The organism is Dechloromonas sp. ZS-1, assembly GCF_039649255.1.
Taxonomy (GTDB): Bacteria; Pseudomonadota; Gammaproteobacteria; order Burkholderiales; family Rhodocyclaceae; genus Azonexus.
In genome coordinates, this window is the sequence record NZ_JBDIYD010000012.1 from 27,137 (window position 1) to 52,356 (window position 25,220).

Annotated in this window: 12 protein-coding genes; 2 read left to right on the forward strand and 10 right to left on the reverse strand. The window is 61.6% G+C overall.

Annotation, left to right across the window (positions count from 1 at the left end):
- Nucleotides 1-71: 71 nt before the first annotated feature.
- Nucleotides 72-15,257, forward strand: a complete 15,186-nt coding sequence (locus tag AACO21_RS13485; protein WP_346193047.1) for an Ig-like domain-containing protein — start codon at nt 72-74, stop codon at nt 15,255-15,257.
- Between the two features lie 101 nt (nt 15,258-15,358).
- Here AACO21_RS13485 and AACO21_RS13490 read toward each other — a convergent pair whose 3' ends face one another.
- The 9 genes from AACO21_RS13490 to AACO21_RS13530 all read right to left on the reverse strand — a co-directional run bounded on the left by AACO21_RS13490 (nt 15,359) and on the right by AACO21_RS13530 (nt 23,005).
- Nucleotides 15,359-16,054 carry a Crp/Fnr family transcriptional regulator gene (locus AACO21_RS13490; RefSeq protein WP_346193048.1) on the reverse strand — a complete coding sequence of 232 codons (696 nt, stop codon included), beginning with the start codon at nt 16,052-16,054 and terminating at the stop codon, nt 15,359-15,361.
- Nucleotides 16,055-16,183: 129 nt separating this feature from the next.
- Nucleotides 16,184-18,022: a VWA domain-containing protein gene (locus AACO21_RS13495; protein WP_346193049.1), complete on the reverse strand. Its 1,839-nt coding sequence runs from the start codon at nt 18,020-18,022 to the stop codon at nt 16,184-16,186.
- Between the two features lie 24 nt (nt 18,023-18,046).
- The gene (locus AACO21_RS13500; RefSeq protein ID WP_346193050.1) at nt 18,047-19,021 is read right to left on the reverse strand and encodes a 4Fe-4S binding protein; all 975 of its coding nucleotides are present in this window, start codon (nt 19,019-19,021) and stop codon (nt 18,047-18,049) included.
- Complete coding sequence (locus AACO21_RS13505; protein ID WP_346193051.1) at nt 19,018-19,428, reverse strand: hypothetical protein; 411 nt, start codon at nt 19,426-19,428, stop codon at nt 19,018-19,020. The genes AACO21_RS13500 and AACO21_RS13505 overlap by 4 nt, the downstream gene beginning before the upstream one ends.
- Before the next feature lie 2 nt (nt 19,429-19,430).
- Nucleotides 19,431-20,213: a CbbQ/NirQ/NorQ/GpvN family protein gene (locus tag AACO21_RS13510; RefSeq protein WP_346193052.1), complete on the reverse strand. Its 783-nt coding sequence runs from the start codon at nt 20,211-20,213 to the stop codon at nt 19,431-19,433.
- A complete protein-coding gene (locus tag AACO21_RS13515) occupies nt 20,210-20,476 on the reverse strand; it encodes a cytochrome C oxidase subunit IV family protein (RefSeq protein ID WP_346193053.1) in 267 nt (88 codons plus the stop codon). Before AACO21_RS13515 ends, AACO21_RS13510 begins: the two co-directional genes overlap by 4 nt.
- On the reverse strand, nt 20,473-21,066 hold the full coding sequence (locus AACO21_RS13520; RefSeq protein ID WP_346193054.1) for a cytochrome c oxidase subunit 3 family protein: 594 nt from the start codon (nt 21,064-21,066) through the stop codon (nt 20,473-20,475). Before AACO21_RS13520 ends, AACO21_RS13515 begins: the two co-directional genes overlap by 4 nt.
- A gap of 114 nt (nt 21,067-21,180) precedes the next feature.
- Nucleotides 21,181-22,557: a cbb3-type cytochrome c oxidase subunit I gene (locus AACO21_RS13525; RefSeq protein ID WP_346193055.1), complete on the reverse strand. Its 1,377-nt coding sequence runs from the start codon at nt 22,555-22,557 to the stop codon at nt 21,181-21,183.
- Nucleotides 22,558-22,576: 19 nt separating this feature from the next.
- The gene (locus AACO21_RS13530) at nt 22,577-23,005 is read right to left on the reverse strand and encodes a cytochrome c (protein ID WP_346193056.1); all 429 of its coding nucleotides are present in this window, start codon (nt 23,003-23,005) and stop codon (nt 22,577-22,579) included.
- Nucleotides 23,006-23,203: 198 nt separating this feature from the next.
- Here AACO21_RS13530 and AACO21_RS13535 point away from each other — a divergent pair, with 198 nt between their 5' ends.
- Nucleotides 23,204-24,604, forward strand: coding sequence for an NYN domain-containing protein (locus AACO21_RS13535; RefSeq protein WP_346193057.1), 1,401 nt, complete (start codon nt 23,204-23,206; stop codon nt 24,602-24,604).
- 138 nt (nt 24,605-24,742) lie between these two features.
- Here AACO21_RS13535 and panD read toward each other — a convergent pair whose 3' ends face one another.
- Nucleotides 24,743-25,129, reverse strand: coding sequence for an aspartate 1-decarboxylase (panD, locus tag AACO21_RS13540; RefSeq protein ID WP_346193058.1), 387 nt, complete (start codon nt 25,127-25,129; stop codon nt 24,743-24,745).
- Nucleotides 25,130-25,220 lie beyond the last annotated feature (91 nt).

Below are 25,220 nucleotides of genomic sequence, written 5' to 3' on the forward strand. Positions count from 1 at the left end.
TGGTGCAATAGTCATCCCATTTGCGGAACCCTAGACTTGGCAGTATTGCTTATAGTCTCTGGAGTTCCGTCATGGCCCAAGCCCAAGTTATCGCCAAAGTCGCAGCCCTGTCTGGTGAAGCATTCGCCCGGGATGCTGCCGGTAAGATGCGCCGTCTCAAGCTCGGTGATGTCATCCGAGAAGGTGAGACCGTGCTCTCTGCGGATGGTGGGCAGGTCATTCTCCAGTTGGCAGATGGGCGCCAGATGCCGGTGCGTCCGGGTGACGTCGCACGGATTGATGTCGAAGTGGGTGCGCCGGTAAAACCCAATGCCACGGACAGTGCTGTGGCCAATGACAAGAAGGGTTTCCAGAAAATTGCCAAGGCACTTAACAGTGGCGGCAATCTGGATCAGTTGCTTGAAGAGGAAGCACCGGCCGCTGGTACGGCCTCGGGAGGGGACGAGGGGCACACCTTTGTCGAATTCCTGCGTGTGGTCGAGACGGTCGATCCGCAGGCCTATCAGTTTGGATTTGCCGCGACCGGGACGCCGCAACTCCAAGGTAACCCTGCCATTCTGTCCGACTTCGCACCGCCGACGGTGAGTGCGTTTCTGGACTCGGCATCCGATAGCGGCTTGAAGGGCGATGGGCTGACCAATGACAAAACACCGACGATCAGTGGTGCCGGCGAGCCGGGTGCCAAGATTGCGGTGACGATGCCGACGGGTGAAATCCTGAGCACGACCGTCGCACCCGATGGAAAGTGGACTGTCACACCGAAGGTTGATCTCCCTGATGGCAAGGCAGATATCACCGTCAAAGCAACCGATGATGCTGGCAACACGACGACGGTGACGGTACCCATTACCGTTGATACCACCCCGCCAGCCTTGAAAGCCGTACTGGACCCGGCATCCGATAGCGGCACGAAGGGGGATGGTATTACCTCCGACAAGACGCCGACGATCAGTGGTACGGGTGAGCCTGGAGCGCAAATCGAAGTGACGGTGCCGTCGACCGGCGAAAAGCTGACGACGACGGTGGGCTCCGATGGCACGTGGAGTGTGACGCCCAAGTCCGATTTGCCCGAGGGTAAAACCGAAATTTCGGTCAAGGAAACCGACCCGGCCGGTAACAGCAGCACCACAACGGTGCCGGTGACGATCGATACCACGGTACCCAATGCCGGGGCAGCGCCGAAGGTTGATATTACGGAAGACGCGAACAATGACGGCTTTATTAACAAGGCTGAGTTGGTTGGTCAGGTTGATGTGAAGGTGACGTTTGATCCGACGAAGGTTTCGTTGGGTGACGTGGTGAAGGTGACGTCGGGCGGCGTGACGAAGGACGTTGCGGTGACGGCGGGTGATCTGTCGAATGGTTACGTGACGACGAGCTTTGCGCCGGCGGCGGAAGGCGTGACGCAAGTGGTGACGGCGGTGATTGTGGATGCTGCGGGGAACCAGAGCGGGACGGGTGCTGATAGCGCGAAGCTGGACCTGAGTTCGCTGGACGGGATTGCGATCAAGATTACGGAAGACGCGGACAACGACGGGTTCATCAACAAGGCCGAACTGCAAGGGACGGTCGGTGTTGAAGTGACGCTGCCGGCGACGGCGGTTGCGGGCGACCTGTTGACGCTGAAGGCCTCCGGGAATGCGGATCAGAGCATTGTTCTGACGCAAGCGCAGATTGATGCGGGGAAGGTTGTGATTGAACTGCCGGCACCGGCCTCGGGTGCGACGCTGGTGGTGACGGCGCAGGTGACGGACCCGGCGGGTAACAAGTCGGCGGAAGTGAGCGACAGCGCGAAGCTGGACACGGTTGCGCCGGATCTGACGGCGCAGCTGGATCCGACGTCGGACAGCGGGACGAAGGGAGACGGGATCACCTCGGACAAGACGCCGACGATCAGTGGTACGGGCGAGCCGGGTGCGAAAATTGAAGTGACGGTGCCGTCGACCGGCGAGAAGCTGACGACGACGGTTCAGCCGGACGGCACGTGGAGCGTGACGCCGGTGACTGATCTACCGGAAGGCAAGACGGACATTTCGGTGAAGGAAACGGATCCGGCGGGGAACACGACGACGGCGACGGTGCCGGTGACTGTGGACACGAAGGCGCCGGACCTGACGGCACAACTGGACCCGACTTCGGACAGTGGCACGAAGGGCGATGGCCTGACGAACGATGCGACGCCGACGATCAGCGGGACGGGCGAGCCGGGCGCGAAGATTGAAGTGACGATGCCGGGCACGGGCGAGAAGCTGACGACGACGGTGCAGCCGGATGGCACGTGGAGCGTGACGCCGACGCAGGCGCTGCCGGACGGTGGTCCGGTGAATGTCGCGGTGAAGGAAACGGATGCCTCGGGGAATACGACCGAGAAGACGGTGCCGGTGACGATTGATGCGAGCGTGCCGAACGGTGGCAATGCGCCGGTGGTTGAGATCACGGAAGACGCGAACAACGACGGCTTCATCAACAAGGCGGAAGCGGTTGGTAACGCTGGGGTGAAGGTATCGTTTGACGGGACGAAGGTCTCGGTGGGCGACGTGGTGGAAATCACCTCGGGTGGTGTGACGAACAAGGTCACGATCACGGCGGCAGACCAGTCGAACGGCTACGTGACGACGGAATTTGCACCGCAAGCCAGTGGCACGGTGATGGATGTCACGGCGCAGATTGTGGATGCTGCGGGCAACAAGAGCGGCACGGGGACGGACAGCGCGAAGCTGGACCTGACGGTGTTTGGCACGCCGGTGGTGAAGATCACGGAAGACGCGAACGACGACGGCTTCATCAACAAGGCCGAACTGCAAGGGACGGTGGGTGTTGAAGTGGGTCTGCCGGCGGGTGCGGTTGCGGGCGACCTGTTGACGGTGAAGTCGACGGGGAACGCGGACCAGGGGATTGTGCTGACGCAAGCCCAGATTGATGCCGGGAAGGTTGTGCTGGAACTGGTTGCACCGGGCAATGGCACGGAACTGGTGGTGACGGCCCAAGTGAAGGATGCGGCCGGCAACGAATCGCTGGTGGCGAGCGACAAGGCGGTGATTGCGACGGCGGACCAGGGGGCGCCGGTGGTGAGCATTACCGAAGACACGAACAACGACGGATGGCTCAACGCAGGCGAACTGTCGGGTGACGTTGGCGTGAATGTGGGTCTGCCGGGGACGGCGAAGGCGGGCGACAGCCTGCTGGTGTCGGTGAATGGCGTGGATCGTGCGCCGATCGTGCTGACGGCGGCGGACATTGCTGCAGGCAACGTGGCGATCACTGGGGTGGTGAGCCCGGGCGAAGGCCAGACGCTGACGGTGACGGCACAGATCAAGGATGTGGCGCAGAACCTGGGGCCGGTCGGCAGCGACAGCGCGAAGGTTGATACGACGGCGTATCAGAACCTGGCGATCAGCATTACGGAAGACACGAACAACGACGGTTTCATCAACGCAAGCGAACTGAACGGCAAGGTTGATGTGCGCGTGACGGTGCCGCAAGGTGCGGCCGTGGGCGACACGTTGACGGTGACGGGCTCGGGGAACGTGGCGCAGGTGATCACGCTGACGGCGCAACAGATTGCGACGGGCTACGTGGATGTGTCGTTCAATCCGACGGCGAGCGGGACGACGTTTGAAGCGACGGCCTCGATCAAGGATGCGGCAGGCAACAGTGCGGGACCGGTGAAAGACACGGCCCAGCTGGTTCTGAGCCAGCCGGGCGCGCCGGTGGTGACGATTGCGGAAGACGCGGACAACAACGGCTTCATCAGTAACGCGGAACTCAATGGTGACGTCGGGGTGACGATTGCGTTGCCGGCGACGGCGAAGGCAGGCGACAGCCTGCTGGTGACGGTGAATGGCGTTGCCCTGACGCCGATCGTGCTGACGGCGGCGGACATTCTTGCGAACAACGTCTCGGTGCCTGGGGTGCAAAGCCCGGGCGAAGGTCAGACGCTGACGGTATCGGCCCAAGTGAAGGATGTGGCGGGTAACGTGGGTCCGCTGGGCAGCGATAGCGCGAAGGTGGACACGGTTGCCCCGAATCTGACGGCGCAACTGGACCCGAATTCGGACAGTGGCACGAAGGGTGATGGCCTGACGAACGATGCGACGCCGACGATCAGTGGTACGGGCGAGCCTGGCGCGAAAATTGAGGTGACGATGCCGTCGACCGGCGAGAAGCTGACGACGACGGTTCAACCGGATGGGACGTGGAGCGTGACGCCGGTTCAGGCGTTGCCGAACGGTGGTCCGGTGGATGTGTTGGTGAAGGAGACGGATCCGGCGGGGAACACGACCGAGAAGACGGTGCCGGTGACGATTGATGCGAGCGTTCCGAACAATGGGACGGCGCCGGTGGTTGAGATCACGGAAGATGTGAACAACGACCAGTGGATCAATCGTTCGGAGTTGCAGGGCAATGTTGACGTGAAGGTTTCGTTCAACGGTGCGCTGGTGAGTGTTGGCGACGTGGTTGAAGTGACGTCGGGCGGTGTGACGAACAAGGTTTCGATCACGGCGGCGGACAAGACGAACGGCTACGTGACGACGAACTTTGCGGCACCGGCGGATGGCACGACGATGACGGTGAGTGCGGTGATTGTGGATGCGGCGGGGAACGGTACGCAGCCGGGCACTGACAGCGCGAAGCTGGACTTGACGCAATACCAGAATCTGGCGATCAGCATTACGGAAGACACGGACAACAACGGGTTCATCAACGCAAGCGAGCTGAGCGGGAATGTGGACGTTCGTGTCGCGGTGCCGCAAGGGGCGGCGGTTGGGGATACGTTGACGGTGACGGCGTCGGGGAATGTTGCGCAGGTGATCACGCTGACGGCGGCGCATATTGCGGCGGGTCATGTTGATGTGTCGTTCAATCCGACGGCGGACGGGACGGACTTTGTGGCGACGGCGACGATCAAGGATGCGGCGGGGAATACGCTGGGACCTGTGACGGACACGGCGAAGATTCAGTTGGCGCAGCCTGGGACGCCGCTGGTGACGATTCAGGAAGACAAGGACAACGACGGTTGGATCAACAAGGGAGAACTGTCGGGCGACATTGATGTGTCGGTGACGTTGCCTGGGACGGCGAAGGCGGGTGACAGCCTGCTGGTGACGGTGAATGGTGTGTTGTTGGCGCCGATTGTGTTGACGCAGGCGGACATTGACAAGAACAGTGTTGCGGTTGCTGGGGTAGGGAATCCTGGAGAGGGGAAGGCGCTGGAGGTGACGGCGCAGGTGAAGGATGTCGCGGGGAATCTGGGTCCGGTTGGTAAGGACACGGCAACCGTCGATACCACACCGCCGAACGGTGGCGCTGCGCCGACGGTTGAAATTACCGAAGACGCGAACAACAACGGCTGGATCAGTCAGGCTGAACTGAATGGTGCAGTGGATGTGAAGGTTTCCTTTGATGCCAGCCAGGTTGCGGTGGGTGACAAGGTGCTGGTGACCTCGGGTGGGGTGACCAACACGGTGACCGTCTCTCTGACCGACAAGGCCAATGGCTATGTGACGACGAGCTTCACGGCGCCTGCCGATGGCAACACGATGACGGTGACGGCCAAGGTGGTGGATGCAGCAGGCAATGCGAGCCAGGAAGGCAGCGACAGCGCGAAGCTGGATCTGAGCGTGCCGAACGGTGGCGATGCGCCGAAGGTTGATATTACGGAAGACGCGAACAATGACGGCTTTATTAACAAGGCTGAGTTGGTTGGTCAGGTTGATGTGAAGGTGACGTTTGATCCGACGAAGGTTTCGTTGGGTGACGTGGTGAAGGTGACGTCGGGCGGCGTGACGAAGGACGTTGCGGTGACGGCGGGTGATCTGTCGAATGGTTACGTGACGACGAGCTTTGCGCCGGCGGCGGAAGGCGTGACGCAAGTGGTGACGGCGGTGATTGTGGATGCTGCGGGGAACCAGAGCGGGACGGGTGCTGATAGCGCGAAGCTGGACCTGAGTTCGCTGGACGGGATTGCGATCAAGATTACGGAAGACGCGGACAACGACGGGTTCATCAACAAGGCCGAACTGCAAGGGACGGTCGGTGTTGAAGTGACGCTGCCGGCGACGGCGGTTGCGGGCGACCTGTTGACGCTGAAGGCCTCCGGGAATGCGGATCAGAGCATTGTTCTGACGCAAGCGCAGATTGATGCGGGGAAGGTTGTGATTGAACTGCCGGCACCGGCCTCGGGTGCGACGCTGGTGGTGACGGCGCAGGTGACGGACCCGGCGGGTAACAAGTCGGCGGAAGTGAGCGACAGCGCGAAGCTGGACACGGTTGCGCCGGATCTGACGGCGCAGCTGGATCCGACGTCGGACAGCGGGACGAAGGGAGACGGGATCACCTCGGACAAGACGCCGACGATCAGTGGTACGGGCGAGCCGGGTGCGAAAATTGAAGTGACGGTGCCGTCGACCGGCGAGAAGCTGACGACGACGGTTCAGCCGGACGGCACGTGGAGCGTGACGCCGGTGACTGATCTACCGGAAGGCAAGACGGACATTTCGGTGAAGGAAACGGATCCGGCGGGGAACACGACGACGGCGACGGTGCCGGTGACTGTGGACACGAAGGCGCCGGACCTGACGGCACAACTGGACCCGACTTCGGACAGTGGCACGAAGGGCGATGGCCTGACGAACGATGCGACGCCGACGATCAGCGGGACGGGCGAGCCGGGCGCGAAGATTGAAGTGACGATGCCGGGCACGGGCGAGAAGCTGACGACGACGGTGCAGCCGGATGGCACGTGGAGCGTGACGCCGACGCAGGCGCTGCCGGACGGTGGTCCGGTGAATGTCGCGGTGAAGGAAACGGATGCCTCGGGGAATACGACCGAGAAGACGGTGCCGGTGACGATTGATGCGAGCGTGCCGAACGGTGGCAATGCGCCGGTGGTTGAGATCACGGAAGACGCGAACAACGACGGCTTCATCAACAAGGCGGAAGCGGTTGGTAACGCTGGGGTGAAGGTATCGTTTGACGGGACGAAGGTCTCGGTGGGCGACGTGGTGGAAATCACCTCGGGTGGTGTGACGAACAAGGTCACGATCACGGCGGCAGACCAGTCGAACGGCTACGTGACGACGGAATTTGCACCGCAAGCCAGTGGCACGGTGATGGATGTCACGGCGCAGATTGTGGATGCTGCGGGCAACAAGAGCGGCACGGGGACGGACAGCGCGAAGCTGGACCTGACGGTGTTTGGCACGCCGGTGGTGAAGATCACGGAAGACGCGAACGACGACGGCTTCATCAACAAGGCCGAACTGCAAGGGACGGTGGGTGTTGAAGTGGGTCTGCCGGCGGGTGCGGTTGCGGGCGACCTGTTGACGGTGAAGTCGACGGGGAACGCGGACCAGGGGATTGTGCTGACGCAAGCCCAGATTGATGCCGGGAAGGTTGTGCTGGAACTGGTTGCACCGGGCAATGGCACGGAACTGGTGGTGACGGCCCAAGTGAAGGATGCGGCCGGCAACGAATCGCTGGTGGCGAGCGACAAGGCGGTGATTGCGACGGCGGACCAGGGGGCGCCGGTGGTGAGCATTACCGAAGACACGAACAACGACGGATGGCTCAACGCAGGCGAACTGTCGGGTGACGTTGGCGTGAATGTGGGTCTGCCGGGGACGGCGAAGGCGGGCGACAGCCTGCTGGTGTCGGTGAATGGCGTGGATCGTGCGCCGATCGTGCTGACGGCGGCGGACATTGCTGCAGGCAACGTGGCGATCACTGGGGTGGTGAGCCCGGGCGAAGGCCAGACGCTGACGGTGACGGCACAGATCAAGGATGTGGCGCAGAACCTGGGGCCGGTCGGCAGCGACAGCGCGAAGGTTGATACGACGGCGTATCAGAACCTGGCGATCAGCATTACGGAAGACACGAACAACGACGGTTTCATCAACGCAAGCGAACTGAACGGCAAGGTTGATGTGCGCGTGACGGTGCCGCAAGGTGCGGCCGTGGGCGACACGTTGACGGTGACGGGCTCGGGGAACGTGGCGCAGGTGATCACGCTGACGGCGCAACAGATTGCGACGGGCTACGTGGATGTGTCGTTCAATCCGACGGCGAGCGGGACGACGTTTGAAGCGACGGCCTCGATCAAGGATGCGGCAGGCAACAGTGCGGGACCGGTGAAAGACACGGCCCAGCTGGTTCTGAGCCAGCCGGGCGCGCCGGTGGTGACGATTGCGGAAGACGCGGACAACAACGGCTTCATCAGTAACGCGGAACTCAATGGTGACGTCGGGGTGACGATTGCGTTGCCGGCGACGGCGAAGGCAGGCGACAGCCTGCTGGTGACGGTGAATGGCGTTGCCCTGACGCCGATCGTGCTGACGGCGGCGGACATTCTTGCGAACAACGTCTCGGTGCCTGGGGTGCAAAGCCCGGGCGAAGGTCAGACGCTGACGGTATCGGCCCAAGTGAAGGATGTGGCGGGTAACGTGGGTCCGCTGGGCAGCGATAGCGCGAAGGTGGACACGGTTGCCCCGAATCTGACGGCGCAACTGGACCCGAATTCGGACAGTGGCACGAAGGGTGATGGCCTGACGAACGATGCGACGCCGACGATCAGTGGTACGGGCGAGCCTGGCGCGAAAATTGAGGTGACGATGCCGTCGACCGGCGAGAAGCTGACGACGACGGTTCAACCGGATGGGACGTGGAGCGTGACGCCGGTTCAGGCGTTGCCGAACGGTGGTCCGGTGGATGTGTTGGTGAAGGAGACGGATCCGGCGGGGAACACGACCGAGAAGACGGTGCCGGTGACGATTGATGCGAGCGTTCCGAACAATGGGACGGCGCCGGTGGTTGAGATCACGGAAGATGTGAACAACGACCAGTGGATCAATCGTTCGGAGTTGCAGGGCAATGTTGACGTGAAGGTTTCGTTCAACGGTGCGCTGGTGAGTGTTGGCGACGTGGTTGAAGTGACGTCGGGCGGTGTGACGAACAAGGTTTCGATCACGGCGGCGGACAAGACGAACGGCTACGTGACGACGAACTTTGCGGCACCGGCGGATGGCACGACGATGACGGTGAGTGCGGTGATTGTGGATGCGGCGGGGAACGGTACGCAGCCGGGCACTGACAGCGCGAAGCTGGACTTGACGCAATACCAGAATCTGGCGATCAGCATTACGGAAGACACGGACAACAACGGGTTCATCAACGCAAGCGAGCTGAGCGGGAATGTGGACGTTCGTGTCGCGGTGCCGCAAGGGGCGGCGGTTGGGGATACGTTGACGGTGACGGCGTCGGGGAATGTTGCGCAGGTGATCACGCTGACGGCGGCGCATATTGCGGCGGGTCATGTTGATGTGTCGTTCAATCCGACGGCGGACGGGACGGACTTTGTGGCGACGGCGACGATCAAGGATGCGGCGGGGAATACGCTGGGACCTGTGACGGACACGGCGAAGATTCAGTTGGCGCAGCCTGGGACGCCGCTGGTGACGATTCAGGAAGACAAGGACAACGACGGTTGGATCAACAAGGGAGAACTGTCGGGCGACATTGATGTGTCGGTGACGTTGCCTGGGACGGCGAAGGCGGGTGACAGCCTGCTGGTGACGGTGAATGGTGTGTTGTTGGCGCCGATTGTGTTGACGCAGGCGGACATTGACAAGAACAGTGTTGCGGTTGCTGGGGTAGGGAATCCTGGAGAGGGGAAGGCGCTGGAGGTGACGGCGCAGGTGAAGGATGTCGCGGGGAATCTGGGTCCGGTTGGTAAGGACACGGCAACCGTCGATACCACGCCGCCGGGCCTGACTGCTCAATTGGATCCGGCTTCTGATAGCGGCATGCCGGGGGACGGCATTACCAATGACCGTACGCCGACCATCACGGGTACCGGTGAGCCGGGGGCCAAGATCGAAGTCACGATGCCGGGCACGGGTGAAAAGCTCACGACCACCGTGCAGCCCAATGGCACCTGGAGCGTGACGCCGACGCAGGATATCCCCTTGGGGGCTCAGACGGTTCAGGTCAAGGAAACCGATCAGGCTGGGAATACGACGACGGCTTCCGTGCCGGTCACGATTGCCATTGACCCGCCGAATGGCGGTTTGGCGCCGACGGTCGACATCGTCGAGGATGCCGATAACAACGGCGTCATCAACAAGGCTGAACTGCTGGGCAATGTCGATGTGAAGGTCAGTTTCGACGGCAGCAAGGTCGCTGTGGGCGATATCGTCGAAATTACCTCGGGTGGCGTGACCAATCGCGTTACGGTGTCGGTTGCCGACAAGGCCAGTGGCTATGTGATGACCACCTTTGCACCGCCTGCAGAAGGCGCCGAAATCGCTGTCAAGGCAGTGATTATCGACAAGGTTGGGAATACCTCGCCGGAAGGAACGGACAAGGCGACCCTGGATACGACGCCGACCAATGGTGGTCTGGCGCCGACGGTGGAGATTACCGAAGATGCCAATAACGACGGCTTCATCAATGCGGCTGAGCTGAATGGTGAAGTGGGCGTGAAGGTGTCGTTCGACGGCACCAAGGTCCTGGTCGGCGAAGTGGTCTCGGTGACCTCGGGGGGCGTGACCAAGCTGGTGACGATTTCTGCCGCTGACAAGGCGGCGGGCTTCGTGACCACCAGTTTCCCTGCACCGGCGGAAGGGACGGAAATGCTCGTCAAGGCAGTCGTCCTCGATGCAGCGGGCAATCCGACGCCGGAGGGCTCGGACAAGGCGACGCTGGACACGACGCCGACCCATGGCGGGCTCGCCCCGACGGTCGACATCACGGAGGATGCCAATAACGATGGCTTCATCAGTGCGGCCGAGCTGAATGGCGACATCGGGGTCAAGGTTTCCTTCGACGGCACCAAGGTGGTGGTGGGCGAAGTGGTTTCGGTGACCTCGGGTGGCGTGACCAAGCTGGTGACCATTACCGATGCCGACAAGGCGGCGGGTTTTGTCACGACGACCTTTACGGCTCCGCCGGAAGGCACGGAGATGGTGGTGAAGGCGGTTGTGCTGGATCGTGCCGGCAACGCAACGCCGGAGGCTTCGGACAAGGCGACGCTGGATACCACCCCGAGCAATGGCGGCTTGGCACCGACGGTGGAAATCACCGAAGATGCCAACAACGACGGTTACATCAACCAGGCTGAGGCCGTCGGCCTGGCGGATGTGAAGGTGTCCTTCGATGGCAGCAAGGTGGCGATTGGCGACAAGATTGTCATCATCTCCGGCAGTGAAACGCAGACGATCACGATTGATGCGGCAGCGAAGGCCAATGGTTATGTGACGGCGGCCTTTACGCCGGTTGCAGAAGGCCAAACCATGACCGTGACGGCAAGCATCGTCGATCCGGCGGGTAATGCCACGCCGACCGGCTCGGATAGCGCTGTCGTCGATACCACCCCGAGCAATGGCGGCTTGGCGCCGACCGTTGAAATCACCGAGGATGCCAACAACGACGGCTTCATCAACCAAGCCGAGGCAGTCGGCCAGGCGGACGTGAAGGTTTCGTTCGACGGCAGCAAGGTCGCTATCGGTGATACGGTGGTGATCGTTTCCGGCGCTGAAACGAAGACGGTCACCATTGATGCCGCAGCCAAGGCGAACGGCTATGTGACGACGACCTTTACCCCGGTCGGCGAAGGCCAGACCATGACCGTGACGGCGAAAATCGTTGATCCGGCGGGGAATGCAACGCCGGTCGCAACGGATAGCGCCAAGGTCGATACCACGTTGCCGAGCCTGACGGCCGTCCTCGATCCGACGTCTGACAGCGCGACCAAGGGCGATGGCCTGACCAATGACCGTACGCCGACGATCAGTGGGACCGGCGAGCCGGGCGCAACGATCGAAGTGACCATGCCGGGTACGAACGAAAAGCTGACCACGACCGTGGCGCCGAATGGCACCTGGAGCGTGACGCCGACGCAGGATCTGCCCAATGGCGGACCGGTCGATGTGCAGGTCAAGGAGATCGATCCGGCCGGTAATGTGACGACCGCTGTGGTGCCTGTGACCATCGACGCTGCTGCGCCGTCCCTGGTGATTACGACCTCCGATGGCACCCTGTCGCCGGGCGAGCAGGTGACGCTCACCTTCACTTTCAATGAAAAGGTGACGGGGTTCGATGCCTCGGATATCACGGTGGCTGGTGGCACCCTGAATCCGGCCAGCCTGACGACCACGGATGGCGGCAAGACCTGGACGGCCAGCTTTACCCAGACGGGGACGGCCAACCCGACGGTCAACGTTGCTGGCGGTACGTATTTCGATCAGGCTGGCAACGCCGGTACGGCTGCAAGCCTGACCCTCAACAATGCACCCGATGCGATCGATGATCGTTATGTGCTGACCTCGCTCAAGAGCCAGTATTGGGGCTATCGTGAGGGGACGGACGGTGCCAACCTGACCACTGTTGCTCAGGTCGAAACCTTTGCCAATTCACACACGGCAACGGCCACCTTTGATGCCAAGACGCTCGATTTTGGCGGTGCTATTAGCAATAACCTGGGTACAGCCGGTAATTTGGCCACCTTTATCGGTGCCAATGGCAGTAATCTGCAGACCACGGCAGCCTATGGCACCACCTCGGATGCCATCGTCAAGATGGTGGGCAAGATGAACCTTGAGGCGGGGACCTATAATTTCCGCGTGACGGCGGATGACGGGTTTGTAGTGCGCATCGACGGCGTAGAGGTGGCCCGTTACGATGCCAACCAGTCCTCTACGGTGCGTGAGTTTGCTAATTTCAATATCGGCACCAGCGGCGAGCACACCATCGAAGTCGTGTATTGGGACCAGGGTGGTAATGCCTCCTTCAAGGCCGAACTGCGTCCGCTGGGCGGCGCTTACCAGACCCTGACCGTCGACTCCAACTATGGCTCCGGCCCCTTGGTAACGATGGAAGACAAGGCGCTGACCATTGATCCGGCGACCTTGCTGGCCAATGACAAGGACCAGAACGGCGATCCGCTGCAGATCATTTCGGTCCAAAGTCCGACCAATGGGACGGTCGCCCTCGTCAATGGCAAGGTGGTATTCACGCCGGCACTGAACTACAACGGGGATGCGACCTTTACCTATACCGTTTCTGACGGTAAGGGTGGGACGGATACCGCTACGGTGACGGTCAAGGTTAATCCGGTTGCGGATGGGCCGATTGTGACGACGACCGTTGCAACCGTCTCCGAAGAAGGGCTTGCTGGTGGCCTGGCCGATACAACGGGTACCCCGACCGACAAGACGGATGCCAAGACGGCGACGGGTACGGTGGCCATCAGCGACCCGGATGGCGAAGCGATTTCGTCCGTGGTCCTGATTGCGCCGACGACTGCCTTGACCAGCGGTGGTGTGGCCGTGACCTGGACCGGCAGCAACACGCAGACCCTGACTGCCACGGCGGGGGGGCAGACCGTGGCCACGATCACCATCGACAACACCGGCAAATACACGGTTAACCTGCTGAAGCCGGTTGATCATCCGGCTGGCAATGGCGAGAACGTCCTGTCGCTGGATGTGGGCGTCAAGGCAACCAGCGGTGCGGCCGGCACGAATGGCAATTTGTCGACCACAGGGACGCTGACGGTGCAAATTGAGGATGATTCGCCGAATGCCCTGGCGCCGATTACCCATGCACTGTCCATGACCAACACCAATCTGCTGATCACGCTGGACGTGTCCGGTTCGATGGCGACAGCCGATGGCGTCGGCGGCCAAACCCGCTTGCAGAGTGCCATCGCCTCGGTCAAGACCCTGCTGGATCGGTATGACGAGTTCGGCGATGTCCGCGTCAGTCTGGTGAAGTTTGCCGGCGATACCGAAACGGCGCAGATGGGGACATCCTGGCTGACCGTGGCTCAGGCAAAGAGCTATCTCGACACCCTGGCTGCCGGTGGTGGGACGAACTACGATTCAGCGCTGAATACCACGATGAATGCGTTCAATACCGCGGGCAAGCTGAGCAATGCGCAGAACGTGGCCTACTTCTTCACGGATGGTGTGCCGACCTTCGGTAGCGGCGATGCCAATACCCTGAGCGGGACGCAGAACGGTAACGGTGGCTCGCCGGATGGTGTTGATTCCGGGATTCAAGTCAATGAAGAGACGACCTGGAAGAATTTCCTGAACAGCAACCAGATCAAGTCCTTCTCGATCGGGATGGGCGCCGGGATTACCGATGCCTCGTACCTGCATCCGATTGCCTACGATGGCCAGTCGATGGTGAATACGGACGGTGTTCGTGTTTCCTCCTTCGACCAGCTGGATACGGTGCTGGCCAGTACGGTCCAGGCGCCGATTGGCGGCAATCTGGTCAATGGCGGCTTGCTGTCTGGTGCCGTCGGGGCCGATGCCGGTGCGTATATTGCCTCGGTGCTGGTTGAAGGTCGCACCTATCTGTTCAGCGGTGCGGCACAAACCAACGGCGTGTTCGATGCCGCGACCAAGACCTGGACGATCACGACCACGATCGGTGGCAAGTTTGTGGTTGATATGGATGGTGGTACCTACAGCTACAAGGCGCCGGATACCCTCAATGTGGCCAATGCCACCGATACGATGACCTATTCGGTCTCGGATCGTGACGGCGACACGGTGAGTTCCACCGTACAGGTCAATGTTGACCGGACCAATGTCACCATCGGTACGACGGCCAGCGAAACCCTGACGGGTACCGGGCAGCCGGACCTGATCCTGGGCCGCGATGGCGATGACACGATTGCCGGCGGTTTGGGTAACGACCTGCTGTATGGTGGTGACGGGGTCGATCGCATCAGCGGCAACGAAGGTGAGGACAAGTTGTACGGTGGTTCTGGCAATGACATCCTCGATGGTGGTACGGGGAATGACCTGCTGGTTGGCGGCTTGGGCGATGACAGCCTGACCGGTGGCCTGGGGGTCGATACCTTCCAGTGGTCCTTGGCCGATGCGGGAACGATTGCAGCCCCGACGCGCGATGTCATCGCGGATTTCGACGTGGCAGCCCGTGCCGCCGGCGGAGATGTCCTCGATCTGCGAGATCTGCTCACTGCCCCGACGAATGCGACGGCGGCTGCGCTGGATAACTTCCTGCACTTTGAAGTGTCTGGCGGCAACACGACGATCTACGTGAGTGCCACGGGGGCTTTCGGTGACAACAATGCGGCTACGAAGACCGGCAGCAGCCCGGCGGTCGTGACCAACAACGACATCCAGCAGATTGTGCTGCAGGGCGTCGATCTGGTCGGTGGCAATACGACCGACCAGCAGGTGATTCAGGATCTGCTGACCAAGGGCAAGCTGATTACCGACTGAGTCTGACGGTCAACCAGCAAAAAGGGGCGATTTTCGGATCGCCCCTTTTTTATTCCCGGTTTGGCGCGTCGTGCGCCGTGAGATGCCGTCGTTTTCGGGACTCAGCCCTGATGCTTGCGCAAGTTCGGGACCGACGGGATATGGATCTTCCGGCCTTCGACGACGATCAGGCCATCGTTGGTCAGTTCGTGCAGGATGCGCGAGAAGTGTTCCTGGGTCAGGTTCAGGCGGGAGGCGATGATGCCCTTGTTGGTGGGCAATTGCACGGTGACCTGGGTGGCATCCTGGCTGTTGGCCGGCAGTTCGCGGAGCAGGTAGCCGATGATGCGCTCCTTGCCCGAGTGCAAAGAGTAGGACTCGACGTCGGTCATCAGTTGATGCAGGCGCATGGCCATGCCGGCGAGCATTTTGCGGCCGAGGTTATGGTCGCGCTGCAATTCGTCGAACACGGCTGCCTTGGAGATGTGCAGAAGCAGGGAGTCCGAGAGGGCCTGGGCGAAGACGATGTAGGGCTTTTCCATGAACATGACCGCCTCGCCAAAACTTTGCCCCTGGCTCAGGATTTCCACGACCTTCTCGGTGCCCTGAGAGGAGGTGAAGGCCAGCTTCATCTGACCATAGACCAGCAGGTGGAAGCCGTTGCAGGGATCCCCCTTGTGAAACAGGATGTCCCCCTTGGCGGCGTGTACTTCACGCGTGCCGCGTGCGATGCGGGCGATTTCTTCGGGGGCCAGGCTGTTGAACAGCGGAATGTGAGAGAGCAGGGCTTCGATGTTGATCGGGTGATTCGAGTTCATGTGATGCAGGTTCCGCAATGCAATCGGGGGATGGTGTCATCCTACTTATGGTGGATCAATACTACTCAATGACTATGTCTTTGGTCAGGGTTCTGTGGGGGTATTGATCTCGTGCGCCATTGCTGCACCTCAGTTTCGCGTCAGTTGCGCATAGAGCAGCGGCAAGCGGCGGGGCAGTTCTTCCGGTTTGCGGATGACGCAAAATCCGGCGGGTCCAAACAGGTAGGGCAGGTAACTGCCGGCCTCGCGGTCGACGGTGACGCAGAAGGGCGTCAGGCCCATGCCGCGGGCTTCATGCACCGCGACGCGGGTATCTTCGATGCCGTAGCGGGAATCATAGAGATCGAGGTCGTTCGGCTTGCCATCGGTGATGATCAGCAACAGGCGGCGGCTGGCTGGCTGTTCGGCAAGAATCTGGGCAGATTGCCGGATGGCGGCGCCCATGCGGGTATAAAAGCCCGGCTTCATGGTCAGAATGCGGGCGCGGGCGGCGCCGTCGTAGCGTTCGCCAAAATCCTTGAGCAGGTGGTAACGCACATGCTCCCGGCGCAGCGACGAGAAACCATAAATGCCGAAACGGTCACCGGTGGCGGTCAACGCCTCCGAGAAGAGCAAAATGGCGTCGCGGATCACGTCGATGATGCGATGCGTGTCGGAAATCGGTGCATCGGTGGACATCGAGAGATCGGCGAGCAGCAGGCAGGCCAGATCGCGCTCGCAGCGTGCCTGGGCGAGATAGTTGCCGGTCTCCGGCGTTTGTCCGGCCCGGCGGTCGCTCAGGTTGCGCACGCAGGCATCGACGTCGAGCTCGGGGCCGTCGGGCTGCGCCTTCAGCCAGCGGCGTTGCGGCGCCAGGGCGGAAAACTGGTTGCGCAGCTTCTTGGCCGTTGCGGCGAGTTCGGCGGGGAGCGGGGCGCTGCCCGCATCGCGCGCCGTCATCGGCTGCAGGTGGCAATGGTCAGCAAGCAGGATTTCCTTGCGATAGTCCCACTCGGGCAAGGGAATGCCGGGGCCGACCGGGAGATCGTCCTCGGCTTCTGAAGGCAGATCGAGGTCGAATTTGACGCGGGACTTGGCCGTCTGGCCGTCGCGGGTGAGCGACAGGCGATCCAGATCGCGCGCGGCCTGTTGGGCATCCGGGTTTTCGTCTTCATCGTAGGCGCGATTGACCCGTACATACTCTGCCCAGGTCGGCAGGCTCTCGGCGCGGAACATGGCAAGCAGCGGGGCCTTGTTGTCCGGTGTCTCGACCTGCTCGGCCTTGTGGGCCTCCCGCGATTCACCGCTGTGGCCGCTGCCTTCCTGAGGCGGTTCGTCACCCCCTCCGGTTTTGTTGGCCGGGGCATCGTGCTCTGCCGCAATCAGCCAGAGCAGGATCGGTTGCGGTGGGCGGGATTGGGTCGAATGCAAGGGGGTCAGACCGTCGACCGTACCGGGGGCACGCAGGGCGGCACGCAGGGCATTTTCCTGGGCCGCTTCGTCCGGGGGGAGTTTCTCCGGGGCAATGCGGGCGGCCAGATGGGCTTCGACCAGGCGCTCGTAGCGCGGACGCAGGCCCGGGTAACGTTGCAGGGCCGTCGCTGCGGCCTGCTGGTTGCGGATGAACCAGCCTCGGTGGGGCGCGATGTCGCAAGCCGCTTGAGCGGCCAGCCACAGGTAGAGGTCGCGATTCAGGGATTTATCCGGAAAAGCGGCGATTTCCGGCGGCAAACGCAGGGTTTCTGCGTCGCGCCGGGCCTGCGAGACTTTTTCCTGGCTGCCGGCCAGGCGCTGCAGCCAGTTGCGCCGTGCGCCGTGCTGCTCGGCGGTGGCTGCCGCGACCTTGAGGCCGGGATCGCCGCCGAAGGCGCGGAACAGGATGCCAGCCGTTTTCTCGATTTCCGGCAGGGTGACGGCGGCATCCGGATAATGCCCGCCGGCAGCCTTGGTCACCCAGTTATGCCAGAGTTTGCCGATCAGTTCTTCCATGGTGCAGTCTTTCCTGCCGGCGCATCAGCGGCGCGCACCGGCATCTTCATCGCGTTGGGAGAGGGCGGAAAAGCCCGCTTCGTTCCGTTTGGCGGCATCGCCGCTCACCCAGTGCAGCAGTTGGCCGTCCGGGTTGTGTTGGTTGCTGCTGGCGCAGGCCGAGACACACTGCGCACACTGGGTGCAGGCAAACATCCAGCGTTTGATGTTGCGCGGCTTCAGGCGCATCGGGCAGACCGCATCACAGGCCGAACCGTGGCCGCCCATGCAGTCGGCGCAGTCGAGCAGGCGGTCGCGTTCAAAACCGACGACCATGGCCTTCTTGTTCACCATCCAGGCAAAGCTCTGGAAAAGTCCCAAGGCACAGCCAAAGCGACAGAACAGGTGGCGGGCAAAGAGAAATTCCAGGCTCAGCACCGTGGTCGCCGCGACCAGGAAAATCACCTCGCCGCGATACAGGGTCCCGGTGAGCAGGCCGTGATAGACCTGAAACGGGGGCATCAGATAGGTGAGGCCAACCACCGCCCAAAGGAAGGCAAACCCCAGGGCCGCCGGGACCACGAGCAGCCAGTAGCGGCGGTCGCGGCGGGCCGGGCGACCATCGGGCTCCCATGGGGGTGTCGCGTGTTTGTCCCAGACCGAATGTTTGCCGCTGGCCGTCTGCATCAGCCGGTTCAGCGTTTCGACCACGGAAAAGTGCGGACACAGCCAGCCGCAATAAAGACGGCCCCATTTCCAGGCGATGCCAATGATCAGCGCGGCGAGGCCCAGCAAGGGCAAAAACAGGTAGAGCAGGATGTTGACCGCCGCCGTCTGGCCATTACCGCCGGCAAGCAGGTCATCGATGCCGAGATGCCAGGGGTAGGTCAGGATGTAGGCGTGCCGTTCGGTGAGGTCGTAGCGGAAGAGATCGAACAGCGGCGTCAGCGTAAACAGGACAAAGAAGCCGACCTGGGTCAGGAGACGGCTGCGCTGGAGCGGGGCTTTTTGGCTGCTCACGGGGCGTCGACCGTCGGGCCGATCAGCGGATAGCGCCAGATCTGCCCATTCATGGCCTTGATCAGGGCGATCATCCCGAGCAGGATCAGCGTCGAGTGGATGCAGGTGAAATACAAAATCAGGACCACCCAGGTCCATGCCGACTGCAAACCGCCGGCGAGCAGGATGGCCGCGGACAGGCCGACGATGAGCAGGCCGCCCCAGAAGCTGACATAGGTGGCCTGCTTGAGGTGCTGCCGGGCCAGCGGTGGCGTGTCTGGCCCCACTTTGAGCCAGAGGCCGGCCAGGATCAGGAAAGCGAGGCCGGGCAGCGCCAGCAGGTTGAGCAGGAAGAGGGCGGCCGCCGTCACCGCCAGGCTTTGCCCCTGCTTGTCCTCGGTGATGCCGAAATCGTCCTCGCTGTTCATGTTCAGCGTCCGAAGGTGGCGTTGACGATTTCCATCAATGCTTCGACGGTTTCTTCGTCATCCGTCAGGCTTTCAACCAGCGCGGCACGACAGGCGGCCGTGACGTCGAAGCCCGACTTGATCAGGGTGGCGGCATAGACCAGCAGGCGGGTCGAGGCGACTTCTTCCAGGTCGCGATCCTTGAGGGCGCGGAAGGCCTTGGCGATGCCGACCAGCCGCTTGGCGAGATCGGCATCGCAGCCGGTTTCGCCAATCAGGATGGACTGCTCGCGTTCGGCGCTCGGGAAATCGAAGCGCATCGAGACGAAACGCTGGCGGGTCGAGGGCTTCATGCCCTTGAGCAGGTTCTGGTAGCCCGGGTTGTAGGAGACGACGAGCATGAAGTTGTCCGGGGCCGCGAGGGTTTCGCCGGTCCGGTCGATGGGCAGGATGCGGCGGTCGTCGGCCAGCGGATGCAGCACGACCGTGGTGTCCTTGCGTGCCTCCACCACTTCGTCGAGATAGCAGATGCCGCCGTGGCGGACGGCGCGGGTGAGCGGGCCGTCGCTCCAGTAAGTGCCCTGATCCGAAATCAGGTGGCGCCCGACCAGATCGCCGGCGGTCAGATCGTCGTGGCAGGCCACCGTATACAGCGGGAGCTTGAGGCGCGCCGCCATGTGGGCCACGAAACGCGTCTTGCCGCAGCCGGTCGGACCTTTGATCAGGAGGGGCAGGCGCTCGCGGTAGGCGTGTTCAAAGAGGGCAATTTCGTCGCCGGAAGGTTCGTAGAACGGCAGGTCGGTCATTTGAGTGACATCCAGTAGGCAAGCAGAATGAGGGCGGAAACCAGCAGCATCCAGCCTTCAAGCAGGATGCGCCAGAGGCGCGGAGCATCGCGCAGCTCCATGAAATCGAGGATGACCAGCCGCCCCTTCAGGCAGGCGATCAGCAGCATGGTCACGATGGCGGTGGTGCCGGCAGCGCCGACTTCACCAAGATACCAGGTGATCAGGGTGGCCACGATGAGGAGCAGCCAGGCGCGGTGGGCGGGATTCTTCAGCGCGTTCATCGCATCACATAAACCAGGGGGAAAAGCACGATCCACAGGAGGTCGACCATATGCCAGTAGGCCGCGCCGCTTTCCAGGCCATTGGCCTGCTGGCTGGTGTACACCCCTTGCCGGGACTGAAACCACAGGATCGCCAGGATGACCATGCCAAGCAGGACATGCATGAAATGGAAGAAGGTCAGCGAGATGTAGAACATGTAGAAGGTGTTGGTCGACAGGCTGATCCCGGCCCCGAATTTGGCAGCGTATTCGATCACCTTGACGGCGATGAAGCCACCGCCGCACAGGAAGCCGAGCAGCAGATTGCGGCTGATGGCGGATTGATCGTCGCGATGGGCTGCCTGTACGGCGAGCACGACACACCAGGAGCCGGTGATCAGGAGAACGGTGTTGATCGCCCCCAGGTCACGGTCCAGCGTTTGCTGGTAGAGATTGAACATCTCCACGTTTTTGGTCCGGGCAAAGGCATAGGCCGCGAAAAATACGGCAAAGGCCAGCATTTCGGCCAGGATGAAGAACCAGATGGCCAGATCGCCGGGCAGCCGGCGCGGGGCGGACTGGGGCAGGGCCGGGGTGGAAGCGGTATGCATGGCGGCATCTTAGCGAGCCCTCCTGCGGTCAACCTTTGATGTGGCCCAAAAATGAAAAAAGGCGCGGAGCCGAAGCGCCGCGCCTGAAGTGCTACTGGAGGAATCGAGTGCCGATCAGGCAGCTTCCTTCTCGTCACCGCCAATGAAGAAGCTGGCGATGTAGAGGACGAGGCCGATCAGGAACACCACGCCAGTCCATTCACGCATCCAGTAGAACAAGGCGATCTTGTCCTGGGCAACCATGAAGGGCAGCGGCGTGTCGGAAACACGCTGCAGCCAGACTTGCAGGATGCCGGCGGCGGTCAGGAAGAGGGTGATGAAGACGATGGCGATGGTCATCAGCCAGAACGCCCACATTTCGATGACTTGCGACTTGTTGCTGTTGGCAGCACGGCCGCGCATGATCGGCATGGCGTAGGAGATCATCATCAGGACAACCATCGCGTAGGCACCGTAGAAGGCCATGTGGCCGTGTGCAGCGGTGATCTGCGTACCGTGGGTGTAGTAGTTCACCGGAGCCAGGGTGTGCAGGAAGCCCCACACGCCAGCGCCCAGGAACGCCATCACGCCAGTACCCAGCGCCCACAGCACGGCAACCTTGTTCGGATGCTCGCGGCGGCGACGGTTAACCATGTTGAAGGCAAAGACGGTCATCGCGAAGAACGGGATCGGTTCCAGTGCGGAGAAGATGGAACCCCACCACTGCCAGTATTCCGGCGTACCGATCCAGTAGTAGTGGTGACCCGTACCGATGATGCCGGTGATCAGGGTCAGGGTGACGATGACGTATAGCCACTTCTCGATGACTTCACGGTCGACACCGGTGGTCTTGATCAGCACGAAGGCCAGGAAAGAACCCAGGATCAGTTCCCAAACGCCTTCCACCCACAGGTGCACCGTCCACCACCAGAAGAACTTGTCGAGAACGACGTTCACCGGGTTGTAGAAGGAGAACAGGAAGAAGACGGCGAGGCCCCACAGACCGATCAGCAGCACCAGCGAAATCGAGGTCTTCTTGCCCTTCAGCACCGTCATGGTGATGTTGAACAGGAAGGCCAGGGCGACGACGACGATACCGAGCTTGGTCGGCAGCGGCTGTTCGAGGAACTCGCGGCCCATCGTTTCGAGGATGTTGTTACCGGTCAGTTCTGCCAGGGTGGCGTACGGCACGGCCAGGTAGCCGACGATGGTCAGCGCGCCGGCAACCAGGAAGATCCAGAACATGGCCAGCGCCAGCTTCGGGCTGAACAGTTCGGTCTCGGATTCTTCCGGGATCATGTAGTACGCGCCCCCCATGAAGCCGAAGAGCAGCCACACGATGAGCAGGTTGGTGTGGACCATGCGGGCCACGTTGAACGGAATGGCCGGGAACAGGAAGTCACCCAGCACATACTGCAGGCCCAAAATCAGGCCAAACAGGATCTGGCCGACAAACAGGCCGATCGCTGCGATGAAATACGGCTTGGCAACCGCTTGAGACTTGAATTGCATGTTGTCGTTCTCCTCTCGATCAGCCCTGGCTGTTAGGCGGCCAGTTAGCGTCGTTGATCGAATTAACGTGCTTCAGGAAGGCCACGATGGCATCCAGTTGCTCGTTGGTGAAGTTGAACTGCGGCATGCTGCGGCGGCCCGGAATCCCCTCTTTCGGACGTGCCTGGATGAATGCCTTGGTGCCTTCTTCGCCGTAGCGGACAACGACGTTGCCCAGTTCCGGTGCGAAGTAGGCGCCTTCACCCATCAGGGTGTGGCAACCGATGCAGTTATGAGTCTCCCAGAGCTTCTTGCCCTCGGCGATCTGCGGCGTGATGTTCTGCCGCATGTCGCGCTTGGGAAGTTGCGAATGGGTATCGAAGGACAGCGCCAGGAACAACAGGAAGAAGAAAATCGTCCCCCCGTAGAAAATGTTCCGCGCCATCGACTTGGTGAAAGCGCCACTCATTGTTTTCCCCCTTTCGGAAATTGTTTGGCGGGCCGATGGTAGGTCGGAGGGGGAGGGCAGGGCTTTGATGCCTGCTAAAAATGAGAGATGGATGCGCAAAAGCGCATTTTTTGGATTTGCCCGTTATCGGGGCGTGGACCGTCGGAAAGGCGGCGCGGTGGCGCGGTATACTGCGGCCTCTTCCAGTTGAAAGCATTTATGGCCTCATCCAACGATACCGCCAGCATGGCGCTCTTTTGCGATTTCGAGAACATCGCCCTCGGCGTGCGCGATGCCCAGTACGAAAAATTCGATATTCGCCCGGTGCTCGAGCGCCTGCTCGCCAAAGGCAGTATCGTGGTCAAGAAGGCGTATTGCGACTGGGATCGCTACAAAGGCTTTAAGGCCGCCATGCACGAGGCCAATTTCGAACTGATCGAAATCCCGCATGTGCGCCAATCCGGCAAGAATTCGGCCGACATCCGCATGGTCGTCGATGCGCTGGACCTTTGCTACACCAAGTCTCACGTCGATACCTTCGTGATCATCTCGGGCGATTCCGATTTTTCGCCGCTGGTCTCCAAATTGCGTGAAAACGCCAAAAAGGTCATCGGCGTGGGCGTCAAGCAGTCCTGCTCCGATCTGCTGGTAACCAATTGCGACGAGTTCATCTATTACGACGACCTGGTGCGTGACCGCGAGGCTGGCCGTGCGCAGCGCAAGGAGCGTGAAAAGCGTTCGCCGGAAGAAGAAGCCAAGCGCCGCGAAAAGCAGGAAGAGCGCAAAGCCAAGGCCATCGAGATCGTCCAGGCCACCTTTGTCGACCTCATGGCCGACCGTGGCGACAGCGACCGGATTTGGGCGTCTGTCCTCAAGGAAGTCGTCAAACGTCGCAATCCCGGCTTCAACGAAAACTATTATGGCTTCCGGACCTTCGGAAACCTGCTCGAAGATGCGGCCGGTCGCGGCCTGCTCGGTTTTGGCCGCGATGACAAGGGGGCGTTTGTTTTCCGGGCACCGGCCAAGCCCCTGATGGCAGATGGTCAGCCTGACGCAGCGGAGGCGCCGGTTGCTGTGGCCCCAGAAACGGATACGCCGACGGTCGCCCCCGTTCAAGGGGGTGAAACGATCGTGGCCGAAGCACATGCAGGCAAGGCCGAGAGTGCGGCTTCTGCTGAAAAGTCGGGCCGCCGCCGTGGCGGACGGCGTAATCCGCGTGGCAAGGAGGGCCGGGAGCCGGAGGCCTCTGGCGAGGCGGCTGCAACCGTGTTGGCGATGCCGGAACCGGCGGCTGAACCGATGGCCAGCGAAGCACCTGTGGACAATGCGGCGCCGTCAGCTCCGCAGTCAGCCCCTGATTCTGTGAGTGAACCGACCGCCTCGGCCGAAAAGCCGAAGCGTGCACCGCGTCGGCCACGCAAGCCGGCGGCGAAAGCCGATGCCGGGCAGGATGCCGCTGAGTCCCCTGCTGCATTGGTCAGCGTACCGGCAGAGGCGGCCGTTCAGTCTGCTGAGCCCCCTGTTGCGAGCGCAACCGAGGAAAAGCCCCGCAAGGCCCGTAGCCCGCGTAACAGCCGGCCGCGCAAGCCGAAGGCAAAGGACGACGCGGGCGCAGCCTGATGCGCCGAGAGGCAAGCCGCATCGGGGCCTTGGCCCCGGGGCCGGCTGGCACCGGATAATAAAAAACCCGCCATCAGAGGCGGGTTTTTTCATGGCTGCGACGACAGGCGACGCAAGCAGGTCGATGCGACCGGGGTATCAGGCAGCAGCAGCCTGGACCGGGATTTTGTGACCGCGACGGACGATGCGGTTTTGGGAGTCCACGTAGATCAGATCCGGCTCATGCTTGGTCAACTCGACTTCGTTGTACACCGCAAAGGTGGCGATGATCAGGATATCGCCCGGGGCAGCACGACGTGCAGCGGAGCCGTTCACCGAAATGACGCCCGAACCGCGTTCGGCACGAATGGCATAGGTGGTGAAACGCTCGCCATTGTTGACGTTCCAGATGTCGATCTGCTCGTATTCTTTGATGTTGGCCGCATCCAGCAGGTCTTCATCAATGGCGCAGGAGCCTTCGTAATGCAGATCGGCATGCGTGGCGGTCACGCGGTGCAACTTGGATTTCAACATGGTTCTCTGCATGGTTTCACTCATCCAGAAAGATTAGGGGAAGCGCATTTTAACGGCAATGCGCTGTCTGTCAACGGTCTTTTTTTCGAGCAATATCCGGTGC

What these genes read in the sequence shown, in the direction of transcription:
- AACO21_RS13485 (WP_346193047.1), top strand. Translation starts at nt 72, where the DNA reads ATGGCCCAAGCCCAAGTTATCGCCAAAGTCGCAGCCCTGTCTGGTGAA.
- AACO21_RS13510 (WP_346193052.1), bottom strand. Translation starts at nt 20,213, where the DNA reads ATGACCGACCTGCCGTTCTACGAACCTTCCGGCGACGAAATTGCCCTC.
- panD (WP_346193058.1), bottom strand. Translation starts at nt 25,129, where the DNA reads ATGCAGAGAACCATGTTGAAATCCAAGTTGCACCGCGTGACCGCCACG.
- AACO21_RS13505 (WP_346193051.1), bottom strand. Translation starts at nt 19,428, where the DNA reads ATGAACAGCGAGGACGATTTCGGCATCACCGAGGACAAGCAGGGGCAA.
- AACO21_RS13495 (WP_346193049.1), bottom strand. Translation starts at nt 18,022, where the DNA reads ATGGAAGAACTGATCGGCAAACTCTGGCATAACTGGGTGACCAAGGCT.
- AACO21_RS13520 (WP_346193054.1), bottom strand. Translation starts at nt 21,066, where the DNA reads ATGCATACCGCTTCCACCCCGGCCCTGCCCCAGTCCGCCCCGCGCCGG.
- AACO21_RS13490 (WP_346193048.1), bottom strand. Translation starts at nt 16,054, where the DNA reads ATGAACTCGAATCACCCGATCAACATCGAAGCCCTGCTCTCTCACATT.
- AACO21_RS13515 (WP_346193053.1), bottom strand. Translation starts at nt 20,476, where the DNA reads ATGAACGCGCTGAAGAATCCCGCCCACCGCGCCTGGCTGCTCCTCATC.
- AACO21_RS13525 (WP_346193055.1), bottom strand. Translation starts at nt 22,557, where the DNA reads ATGCAATTCAAGTCTCAAGCGGTTGCCAAGCCGTATTTCATCGCAGCG.
- AACO21_RS13535 (WP_346193057.1), top strand. Translation starts at nt 23,204, where the DNA reads ATGGCCTCATCCAACGATACCGCCAGCATGGCGCTCTTTTGCGATTTC.
- AACO21_RS13530 (WP_346193056.1), bottom strand. Translation starts at nt 23,005, where the DNA reads ATGAGTGGCGCTTTCACCAAGTCGATGGCGCGGAACATTTTCTACGGG.